Source organism: Streptomyces sp. MnatMP-M17, assembly GCF_900091995.1.
Taxonomy (GTDB): Bacteria; Actinomycetota; Actinomycetes; order Streptomycetales; family Streptomycetaceae; genus Streptomyces.
The window spans coordinates 1-9,784 of record NZ_FMDK01000705.1 but is presented as its reverse complement, the minus strand read 5'-3'; the positions used below and the strand labels follow the sequence as shown (position 1 = coordinate 9,784).

The 9,784-nt window shown below is 68.7% G+C and carries 10 protein-coding genes, 1 pseudogene and 1 riboswitch; of the genes and pseudogenes, 3 read left to right on the top strand and 8 right to left on the bottom strand.

The features are described 5' to 3' along the window. The coding region (locus GA0115259_RS28750) for a DEAD/DEAH box helicase (protein WP_093602438.1) at window positions 1-1,494 on the bottom strand (1,494 nt) is incomplete at its 3' end. 338 nt (window positions 1,495-1,832) lie between these two features. After that, on the bottom strand, window positions 1,833-2,036 hold the full coding sequence (locus GA0115259_RS28745) for a cold-shock protein (protein ID WP_093602436.1): 204 nt from the start codon (window positions 2,034-2,036) through the stop codon (window positions 1,833-1,835). Window positions 2,037-2,417: 381 nt separating this feature from the next. Between GA0115259_RS28745 and GA0115259_RS28740 the strand changes: the two genes are divergently transcribed. After that, on the top strand, window positions 2,418-2,852 hold the full coding sequence (locus GA0115259_RS28740; RefSeq protein ID WP_093602434.1) for a pentapeptide repeat-containing protein: 435 nt from the start codon (window positions 2,418-2,420) through the stop codon (window positions 2,850-2,852). 92 nt (window positions 2,853-2,944) lie between these two features. Here the strand turns inward: GA0115259_RS28740 and GA0115259_RS28735 are convergent, their stop codons facing one another. From GA0115259_RS28735 to GA0115259_RS28720, 6 genes are all read right to left on the bottom strand, one after another. Continuing rightward, window positions 2,945-4,378 carry an NtaA/DmoA family FMN-dependent monooxygenase gene (locus GA0115259_RS28735; protein WP_093602432.1) on the bottom strand — a complete coding sequence of 478 codons (1,434 nt, stop codon included), beginning with the start codon at window positions 4,376-4,378 and terminating at the stop codon, window positions 2,945-2,947. Window positions 4,379-4,400: 22 nt separating this feature from the next. Next, window positions 4,401-5,642, bottom strand: a complete 1,242-nt coding sequence (locus tag GA0115259_RS28730) for an LLM class flavin-dependent oxidoreductase (protein ID WP_093602430.1) — start codon at window positions 5,640-5,642, stop codon at window positions 4,401-4,403. Window positions 5,643-5,815: 173 nt separating this feature from the next. Beyond that, a complete protein-coding gene (locus GA0115259_RS42960) occupies window positions 5,816-5,923 on the bottom strand; it encodes a putative leader peptide (protein WP_345941040.1) in 108 nt (35 codons plus the stop codon). 59 nt (window positions 5,924-5,982) lie between these two features. Further along, the gene (locus tag GA0115259_RS28725) at window positions 5,983-6,783 is read right to left on the bottom strand and encodes a glutathione S-transferase C-terminal domain-containing protein (protein ID WP_161230488.1); all 801 of its coding nucleotides are present in this window, start codon (window positions 6,781-6,783) and stop codon (window positions 5,983-5,985) included. Between the two features lie 161 nt (window positions 6,784-6,944). Next, entirely contained in the window at window positions 6,945-7,169 is a 225-nt protein-coding gene (locus GA0115259_RS40655; protein WP_161230487.1) for a hypothetical protein, read from the bottom strand. After that, a riboswitch (SAM riboswitch) is annotated at window positions 7,126-7,235 on the bottom strand. Its footprint overlaps the gene before it by 44 nt. A 465-nt stretch (window positions 7,236-7,700) precedes the next feature. Then, the gene (locus GA0115259_RS28720; protein ID WP_093602426.1) at window positions 7,701-8,621 is read right to left on the bottom strand and encodes an SDR family NAD(P)-dependent oxidoreductase; all 921 of its coding nucleotides are present in this window, start codon (window positions 8,619-8,621) and stop codon (window positions 7,701-7,703) included. A gap of 169 nt (window positions 8,622-8,790) precedes the next feature. On the opposite strand from GA0115259_RS28720, the gene GA0115259_RS28715 reads away from it, so the two are divergent. Further along, entirely contained in the window at window positions 8,791-9,396 is a 606-nt protein-coding gene (locus GA0115259_RS28715; RefSeq protein ID WP_093602424.1) for a TetR/AcrR family transcriptional regulator, read from the top strand. A gap of 25 nt (window positions 9,397-9,421) precedes the next feature. Further along, a pseudogene (locus tag GA0115259_RS28710) lies at window positions 9,422-9,697 on the top strand (transposase); the annotation flags it as partial. Window positions 9,698-9,784: the final 87 nt, after the last annotated feature.

Sequence of the window (9,784 nt, the reverse complement as noted above, 5' to 3'; positions counted from 1 at the left end):
ACCGGTGCGGCGGCGGCCTCGGGAGCCCGAGGTGCCGCGCTTGGGGCGGTCGGCCACCGGGGCGGTGATGACGACCGCGACGCCCGACGGAGTCCGGGCGCCGGTGATACGGCTCAGGGCCTCTTCGCCCGAGCGCACCTGGGTGATCTCCGGGCGGATCCCGGCGTCCGCCATGAGACGGACCATGTCGCGGCGCTGGTTCGGAGTGACCAGGGTGACGACGCTGCCGGACTCGCCGGCCCGGGCGGTACGGCCGCCGCGGTGGAGGTAGTCCTTGTGGTCGGTGGGCGGGTCCACATTGACGACGAGTTCGAGGTTGTCGATGTGGATGCCGCGCGCCGCGACATTGGTGGCCACCAGCACGGTCACATGCCCGGTCTTGAACTGCGCCAGGGTACGGGTGCGCTGCGGCTGGGACTTGCCGCCGTGCAGGGCGGCTGCCCGTACACCGCTGCTCAGCAGATGCTCGGTCAGCCGGTCGACGGCGTGCTTGGTGTCGAGGAACATGATCACCCGGCCGTCACGGGCGGCGATCTCGGTCGTCGTCCGTTGTTTGTCGGCACCGTGGACGTGGAGTACGTGGTGTTCCATCGTGGTGACCGCGCCCGCGGACGGATCGACGGAATGGACCACCGGATCGGTCAGATAGCGGCGCACCAGCAGGTCGACATTGCGGTCCAGGGTGGCGGAGAACAGCATCCGCTGCCCTTCGGGGCGCACCTGGTCGAGCAGCGCGGTCACCTGGGGCATGAAGCCCATGTCGGCCATCTGGTCGGCCTCGTCGAGGACCGTGATGGCGACCTGGTCCAGCCGGCAGTCGCCGCGGTCGATGAGGTCCTTGAGCCGGCCCGGAGTCGCGACGACGACCTCGGCCCCGGCGCGCAGCGCGCCGGACTGCCTGCCGATCGGCATCCCGCCCACCACCGTGGCCAGCCGGAGCTTCACCGAGCGGGCGTACGGCGCGAGGGCGTCGGTGACCTGCTGCGCCAGCTCGCGCGTCGGTACGAGGACCAGCGCCAGGGGCTGACGCGGCTCGGCGCGCCGTCCGGCCGTACGGGCCAGCAGCGCGAGACCGAAGGCGAGCGTCTTGCCGGAGCCGGTCCGCCCGCGCCCGAGGGCATCCCGTCCGGCGAGCGTGTTCGGCAGGGTCGCGCCCTGGATCGGGAACGGTACGGTCATGCCTTCGGCGCCCAGCGCGGCCAGCAGCGGTGCGGGCATGTCGAGTTCGGCGAACGTCTCGACGGCGGGCAGCGCGGGAGTGACGGTCACGGGAAGCGCGAACTCGCCCTGCAAGGCGGCAGGCCGGCGGCCGGAGCCGCCCGTACGGCCGGAACCTCCGGAACGGCTGGAGCCGCCGCCCGTACGGCCGGAGCCGCCCGTACGACTGGGGGCACCGGATCGGCTCGGCGCACCGAAGCGGCCACGGCCATTTCCGGCGCCGGAACCGCCTTTACGGGTGCGGGTGAAGCGGTCGTTCGTGCGTGTGCGGTTCATACGGAACCTTCCTCGATGCGGCACGTATCAAGGAATTCCCGGAGCGATGAGCGGCACGGAGAATCGCAAGAATGAGCCGAATGAAATGAGAAACAGAAATTGAATCCGGCCGGCAGGCGGATGCTCGCAAGTCGGCTGCGGTGGCTCTGACGGATTCGTATCCGGAGCGTGGAGCGTGGGGCGGAATATCAGCCCGGAAAGGGAAGCTGTCCGAATCCTCGCCGGGAAGGAATTCCCGGCACGGCGGAGCGGCTCCGCCTCGAAATGCACGTAGATGCACGTAGCTGGGGCCCGCACCCCCAAGGATGCGGGCCCCAGCTACGAAGTACGCGTCAGCGTCAGGCGGGAACGATGTTCTCGGCCGTCGGGCCCTTCTGGCCCTGCGCGATGTCGAAGGTCACCTTCTGGCCTTCGAGCAGCTCGCGGAAGCCCTGGGCGGCGATGTTCGAGTAGTGGGCGAACACGTCGGGTCCGCCGTCCTCCTGCTCGATGAAGCCGAAACCCTTTTCCGCGTTGAACCACTTGACAGTACCAGCGGCCATGTTGAATCTCCTTCGGGGCAGTTCGCCGAAACCCGCACCGTGCGGACTCCGTGTCGCCGCGATGATCGCCCCACCCGGACCATGGCCGGAAATACAAAAGCGCTCCCACCGGCACGGATGCCAGGTGAGGGCACTTGAAGTTTGGGAACCACAACTGCAACTGACACCGACAGTAGCACGACGGGACCGGCGCCGCGTGGACAATTGTTTTGTCCCACCTGTTGTGTGAGATACCCTCACCGCGCCCAGCGCCGATTTCTCATCTCACGATCACAGATTAAGTGACTTCGGTCACCCAAGCGGTCGGCCGGCCGGGAGCCGGGCGGCGAACCGCCGGAAATCCGGGCGACGGACACCGGCCCGGCTGACACGCTGGCGCATATGACCACGCCACTGACCGCGAGACAACGGCTTGCCGCGCTTCCCGGCCATGCGGCCGTGAACGGCGAAGACTTCACCGGCCAGGACCTTGCTTCCGCTCGTACGGCGCGGCTGCGGTTCACGCGCTGCTCATTCGTCGGGGCCGATCTGCGCCACGCCACCCTGGACGGGTGCTGGTTCAAGTTCTGCGACCTCAGCGGCGCAGACCTGCGCGGGGCTTCACTCCGCGAGGTCAGCCTGGCCGGATGCGATCTACGGGGTGCTGATCTGCGCGACACCGATCTGACCTACGCCAGGCTCGGAAGCGTGAGCACCGGCATGCCCGCGCTCGGGCTGACCGACGTCACCGGTGCCCGGTTCGAGGGAGCGTCCCTGCGCAGTGTCCAAGTGGAAGGCGTCATCGGGTGGCCACCCGGGCATGGCGGGAACGAGTAACCCCAGTTGCCGCCCGGTCATGGCCGTTCGCCGTGGATCCAGTGCTTCATACCGGCACGGTGGAGGACCGCACTGACACCGCTTCAGGTTCTTCAAGGGTGCGCGGGCCATGAACCTGCCGTGCCCCGCGGAGCCGAGGGCGAAGGCGCCGGCCGCTCGGTCGGCGGGTCGGCGTCGGGATGGGCGAGGCCGAGGTGGTGCCGCAGTGTGGTGCCCTCGTACTCCGTGCGGAACACACCGCGCTCCTGGAGCAGCGGGACCACGGTGTCGGCGAATGCGTCCAGCCCGCCCGGCGTGATGTGCGGGACGAGGATGAATCCGTCACTGGCGTCGGCCTGCACGAAGGAGTTGATGGTCTCGGCGACCGTGGCCGGGGAGCCGACGAAGGACTGGCGGTTGCCGGTCTCGATGACCAGGTCCCGGATCGACCACTTGTTGGCGGCGGCGAGTTCCCGCCACGCTCGGGCGGTGGCCAGCGGATCCCGGTACATCCGCACCTGCGCGCGACCGCGGGCGATGGTGTGCTCGCCGAGGTCAGGGTCGATGTCGGGGAGCGGGCCCTCCGGATCGTACGCGGACAGATCGCGGTTCCAGACGAATTCCAGGTGCTTGATCGCGGTGGCCCCGCTGACCTGCTGACGGCGCACCTCGCGGGCCAGTTCCGCCGCCTCGGCGTCCGTGTCGCCGAGCACGAAGGTCGCGGCGGGCAGGATCAGCAGCTGGTCGTGGGTGCGGCCGTGGCGGGCGAGGCGGCTCTTGACGTCGGTGTAGAACGCCTGCCCTTCCTTGAGGGTGCTGTAGCGGCTGAAGATCGCGTCCGCGCCGGCCGCCGCGAACTCGCGCCCTTCCTCGGAGTCGCCGGCCTGGAAGATGACCGGGCGTCCCTGCGGGCTGCGCGGGACATTGAACTGTCCGGCGATGTCGAAATGCCGGCCCTTGTGCACGAAGGCTCCCGCCCGCGCGTCCCGCAGGAAGGTGCCGGACTCCTTGTCGGCGGCTATCTCGTCGCCCTGCCAGGAGTCGAACAACTCGGTGGCGGTGGCCAGGAACTCCTTCGCCCGTGAGTAGCGCTCGTTCTGCGGCAGGAAGCCGGCGCGCCGGAAGTTCTCGCCGGTGAAGGCGTCCCACGAGGTGACGACATTCCAGGCGGCGCGGCCGTCCGACAGATGGTCGAGGCTGGCGAACTGGCGGGCCACCTCGTACGGCTCGTTGAAGGTCGAGTTGATCGTGCCGGTCAGGCCGAGGCGTTCGGTGACGGCGGCGAGCGCGGTCAGGACGGTGAAGGTGTCGGGCCGCCCGACGACGTCCAAGTCGTAGATCCGGCCGCCCTGTTCCCGCAGCCGCAGGCCCTCGGCGAGAAAGAGGAAGTCGAACTTGGCGCGCTCGGCGGTCTGCGCGAAGTGGACGAACGAGCTGAACTCGACGTGGCTGCCCGCCTCCGGGTCGCTCCATACGGTGGTGTTGTTGACGCCGGGGAAGTGCGCGGCGAGGTGGATCTGCTTCAGTGGCGTGGCGGACTTGCTCATCTCTCGTACGGTCCCTTCCGGCTCAGGCGGCGGCGTAGCGGTTGGCAGGGCGGGGCAGTCCGAGCAGTCCGCGCAGGGTGTTCGCCTCGTACGCGGTACGGAAGGCGCCACGGCGCTGGAGTTCGGGCACCAGAAGGCGGGTGATCTGCTCCAGGTCGTACGGAAGGGCGGCGGGCCGCAGCCGGAAGCCGGTCAGTCCGGCGTCCCGCAACTCCTCCAGCAGGTCCGCGAGTTGCGCGGGCGATCCGGTGAAGACGCGGGCGTCGCTGCTGTACTCGACGCCGGCACGCTCGTCCAGGCGGGCCTTGCGGTCCGCGGCGGCACCGGGATCGCCGTCGAGGAAGACCACCAGGTCGCCGAAGACATGCACGGTCTCGTCGGCGCGTCCGGCGGAGGCCTGCGCCGCGCGGATCCCGGCCAGGACGGCCCGTGCGTCGTCGGCGCCGCTCGGAGTGACGAATCCGATGTCGGCCGAGCGGGCGACCAGTTCGTACGGGACGGTCGCGTGCGCCAGCGCGGCGACGAGCGGCTGTCCCTGAGGCGGGCGCGGTGTGATCGAGGGGCCCTTCACGTTGAAGTGGGCTCCCTCGAAGTCGATGTAGTGCAGCTTGTCGCGGTCGATGAAGCGGCCGGTGGCGACATCGCGGATCTCCGCGTCGTCCTCCCAGCTGTCCCAGAGCCGACGCAGCACCTCGACGTAGTCGGCGGCCTCGTCGAACAGCTCCTTCACCCATGACTGTCCCGCAGCCGACCGTCCCGCCGCTGTTGACCGTCCCGCTGCCGTGGCCAGGTCCTCGATCCGCAGGCCAGGCACCGTACGACGGCCGAAGTGCGTGGCCTCGTCGGCGCGTACGGACACTCTGACCTGGATTCCGGCCCGTCCGGTGCTCACGTGGTCGAGGGTGGCGATCGCCTTCGAGAGGTGGAAGGGCTCGGTGTGGGTGACCACGGCGGTCGGGATCACCCCGATGTTCCGGGTCGACGGCGCCACCCGGGCGGCGATCAGTACCGCGTCCAGCCGGCCCCGTACCTGATCGGTGCGCTCGTCCGGCTCGACGTGCCGGGAGCTCTGGAGGCTGAGCGAGTCATCGATGGTCACGAAGTCCAGCAGGCCTCGCTCGGCCTCGGTGACCAAGTCGGTCCAGTACCGCGCGGTGAACAGTTCGCCGGGCCGGGCGTCGGGCTCCCGCCAGGCCGCGGGATGCCAGCCGGCGCCGTCGAGGGCGACGGCCAGATGGAGGGCTGCGTGTGACGTGCGGGGCATGGGCGTACCGCTTCCTGTGAGCATGCCGAAAGGCGTCCGCGCCCGTGCTCGGTCGGGGTGGAGGCTCGGCGAGAAGGGGGAGAGAAGGGGGAGAGAAGCGCGAAAGGAGGGCCAGGCGTGGGGCCAGGCGTAGGGCTGGTGCGCGAAATGCCTGAGCGATGCCTGAGCGATGCCTAAACGGCGGAGTGTCGCGCGGCGACGGACTCGTACGCCGGACACAGGGCGGCGGCGACGCGCTGGAGATCGATGTGCCGCCGCGAGTACATGGCGATGGTGACCATGGGCCGGTCACCTCCATCCCGATCGGCTCGCGCTAACAAGCCAGGGCCTGATGCCGGCATTAATGACCTGCCGGCACCGTGACGCGGCTCTGATCCGCAGCACGATCCTTGTCCTTGAGGGGTGAACACAGATCCTCACCGCTGTGTTCCCGCGGAATTTTATGGAAGGCCGGATGGGCACCCAGCCGCCGTACGTACGACCAGAGGCGGTCGACGGCGGTGACGCGCCGCAGGGCGTCGGCGTCCAGGTGGACGAGCGCGACCCACAGATCCACGTCCGCGGCCGTGAGCGTCTCGCCCAACGCGTAAGGATATGAGGCCAGTTGGCGCTCCAGGAGATCCAGAGCCGAGTCCAGCGCCGGATCCCGGGCGAGGTCCTCACCGAGGAGTTCGCGGACGGCGTCGATGTCGGCGGCCAGGGCGGCGGGCCGCAGGCGGGGCAGATCGACGTTGTCCTGGTCGGTGAGACGGAGGGCGAGGTCGTCGAGGATGTCGGGCGTGTGGTTGTTCACGATCCGTCCGCTCCACAGATCGCAGAGCGCGGGCACGGTCGGCGGACCGTCGTAGTGGTGCCGGGTGGTCTCGTAGGCCGTACGCAGCGCCGCGAGCGCGTCGCGGGCGCGGGCCGACGAGGGCAGGAGCGTGGTGCCGACCGAGTTTTCGAGTCCGAGCAGGCCGAGGGTGATCGAGATGCGCAGTGAGCGCGGACAGCCCGGCGAGAGATACAGATGGTAGCGGCGCGGCGCCGGATAGTAGCCGCCGCCCGGACCGGCGCCGATACGGTCGCGGAAGGACGTCTGCGTAACGGTCTTGGGCATGGCATCGGACATGATCTCGGACAGGGCAAAGGTCTCGGACATGGCTCTCTCCATGGGTGCGGTGGAGCCCCGGTGGCTTCTTCGGCGCCGGTGGCCGTACGGGAGGAGAGTCCGGCGGCACGCGGCAGCGCACAACGCCCGGACCCGGGACTGTGATTGCGGACCGGTTCGGTTCGGCTTGGACCGGTTCGGACCGGTTCGGCTCAGGCGGCCGGAGCGCAGCCGTTGCGGAGCCGCAGCAGATCGATATGGCGGCGCCTGGTCAGCAGGCGCGAACGCGGCAGCGGCGTCGGCCGGAATGCCCGGCAGACGCTCTTGCTCTTCCGCGATGTCCTGGCCATCTCCGCCGGTCCCGTCCCGTTCATCGGGCCTCGCGAGACAACGAGACCGCACTTGCCCCACCGCCCGGGGCGGGACCTGGTCGTCACCCGGGGCACCCCGTCGCAGTGGAAGGGTTGCCTGCCAGCGGGCCGGGGCCGATGACCCACCTGAGCAGGAACTCCCGCGCGGGTGAGCGCTGACTATCGTGACCGTCGCCCAACAGTCTGAGCGCGCTCCGATGGACCGTCAAGAAGCCGGAACAAGCCGGAACAAGCCGAACCAAGGCAGTACGGCGAGATCCCGACAGGGCCCGGCTGTCGGGCCGGCGGCGGATCGTGGTCGCCGAACAGGCCCGGTCAGCAACCCGCTCGTAGCCCATCCCCGAGACCAGCGCCAGGACAAGCCGGTCGAACACGACCGCGTCCGCGATCCGCGGGTTGTGGCACCCCAGCGTGTGCGAATCGGGCCTGACAGGGAGCAGCCTCAGGAACTCCTCGCGGATTGGGTCGATGATGGACGCGGGCACGACGGACACAAACCCCCCAGATGGTCACATAGCGTAGACAGCTCCCTGATCATCAAGGCCGTCTCCGTCGTGCCGTCCTCTCCGTCGTTTGCCCACGTCTACGGGCCGACGCCTAGATGATGAAGCGGTGGATGGCCTCGTTGGCGTGGTCCTGAAACGATGGATTGGCCAAGTCGGGGAAGATGTCCGCTTGGTCGACCAGGGGGCCCTTCAGCTTGTTGGCCGCGCTGGCGTAGAACACGCCACTGGACAAGGTCGGGTCGGTGACACCGTCGACCAGTCGCTTCGCGCCGACCTCAAGCTTGTGGGAGATCCCCAGGGCGGGCAGGACGTACTTGGACGCCATGCGCAGCGGTAGGGCGATGTTGTTGGAGGCTTGGGTGCCGGTGGTGGCGCCGGGGCTCACGGTGATGAAGCGGTGGTCGGGGTGTTGGCGGGCCAGGTAGGCCATCCAGAGGGCCCCGATGTACTTGGCCTGCCCGAAGGCGAGGTTGAAGTCAGTCTTTCCGCTGGCGAAGAATCTGCCGTCGATGACGGTGGCGAGTTCGTCGGCAGAGGTTGAGGCAAAGGACGGCCGCTTCATCCGCAGCATCGGGAGTCCCCTGGCTGCTTCACTTCCGGCGAGGACCGCGACCTCGCCGAGTTGCCCCTCGGCCAGGAGTCCTTCGAGGAGGACGACGTGGCCAAGAACATTCGTCGCGAAGACGTTGGTGACCCCGTCACCGGTCAACTCCATCGACCGCGGGCCGATGACGCCGGCGTTCATGACCAACGCGTCGACGGATCCGTCGACGGCGGCGAGGCCGGCTCGCACCGAGCCCAGATCGGCGACATCCATGACGACGATGTCGAAGATGCGCCGGCCGGTGACGGCTTCGAGCTCGGCCTTTGCCGTTGTCGCGCGGTCTCGGTTGCGGCAGGCCAAGTAGATGCGGGTCGTCTCCGGTCGCTGAGCCAGTTGCCGGGCCACGTCCTTGCCGATCCCGACGTTGGCGCCCGTGATCATCACGGTCTTTCCCGGGGGTGTGCTCATCGGGATTCCCTCTCATGTTCTGCGGGGCTGATCAGGTTGAACGGCTCATGCTGCTTCGCGGAGGCCAGTGCTGCGGTGACGAGTCACGCGGCCGTCAAAGTGGGTTGTGCAACTCAGTCTGACCCGGGCCAGACTGGGCTGTCAAACTCAGAATCGCTACCATGGGTGCATGGCGAACAAGACGAACGATCGGCCGCGGCTCACCGCGAAGGGCGAGCGCGTCCGGGGCCGAATCGTGGAGGGGGCTGCGGCCTTGATCCACGAGCGCGGAGTCGCGGGGACCACCCTGGAAGACGTCAAGGAGGCAGCGGAGGTCAGCGGCTCGCAGCTCTACCACTACTTTCCCGACAAGAACGAGCTCCTGCAGGCGGTCATCGACTACCAGGTCGACACCCTCGTCAATCACAATCGGCAGGCTCTCAGCAGCGAAGACGGAGTCGCAGCCTGGCGGGACATGCTGATCGCCGGGGTGAAGCACGGCCAGGCCAAGGGAGGCTGCCCACTCGGTTCGCTCGGCGGCCAACTCGCCGAGAGCGACCCCGAGGCCCGAGCCCTCATCGCCGCCGGATTCGAGCGATGGTCAACCGCCATCACCGAAAGACTCAGGTCGCTTCATGCCGACGGGAAGCTCGCACCCGGCATTGACCCTGACGACCTCGCCACCACTATGCTCGCCACCCTCCAAGGGGGACTACTGCTCGCCCAGGTGCAACGCAGTACGCGTCCCTTCGAAGTTGCGGTCGATACCCTCCTCGCCCTTGCCATCCAGACGTGAGGCTCCGACGGGGCTCCTTGGGCCCGTCCACACGGCCCTGGCCGAACGCGAGATCAGGCCACGCATCAGCAAGCGCGGCACGAAGACGCCGGTCCAGACCGACGGCCGCTGGGTGGTCGAGCGCACGAACTCGTGGATGAACAACTTCGGCAAGCTTCGCCGCAACACCGAGCGGCGACGCGCTTGCACCGAGTTCTTCCTTGCTCTGGCCATGGCCATCATCACAGTCCGTAGCCTGATCCGACGAGCCTGGTACACCTACCGGTGGGACACCCGCCCGCGCAGCCCCCGCACCCGATAGCCCAGCTCAACGCCTACTGGCGGACGCTCTTAGGGTCTTTCGTTTGGATCAGGCTGGGTGAGGGAGCGCCCGCCGCGGGAGCGGCTG

Bases quoted from the DNA above. Each gene is read 5' to 3' on its own strand.
- GA0115259_RS28745 (WP_093602436.1), bottom strand. From the start codon at position 2,036: ATGGCCGCTGGTACTGTCAAGTGGTTCAACGCGGAAAAGGGTTTCGGC.
- GA0115259_RS28730 (WP_093602430.1), bottom strand. From the start codon at position 5,642: ATGCCCCGCACGTCACACGCAGCCCTCCATCTGGCCGTCGCCCTCGAC.
- GA0115259_RS28725 (WP_161230488.1), bottom strand. From the start codon at position 6,783: ATGTCCGAGACCTTTGCCCTGTCCGAGATCATGTCCGATGCCATGCCC.
- GA0115259_RS28735 (WP_093602432.1), bottom strand. From the start codon at position 4,378: ATGAGCAAGTCCGCCACGCCACTGAAGCAGATCCACCTCGCCGCGCAC.
- GA0115259_RS42960 (WP_345941040.1), bottom strand. From the start codon at position 5,923: ATGGTCACCATCGCCATGTACTCGCGGCGGCACATCGATCTCCAGCGC.
- GA0115259_RS28715 (WP_093602424.1), top strand. From the start codon at position 8,791: ATGGCGAACAAGACGAACGATCGGCCGCGGCTCACCGCGAAGGGCGAG.
- GA0115259_RS28740 (WP_093602434.1), top strand. From the start codon at position 2,418: ATGACCACGCCACTGACCGCGAGACAACGGCTTGCCGCGCTTCCCGGC.
- GA0115259_RS28720 (WP_093602426.1), bottom strand. From the start codon at position 8,621: ATGAGCACACCCCCGGGAAAGACCGTGATGATCACGGGCGCCAACGTC.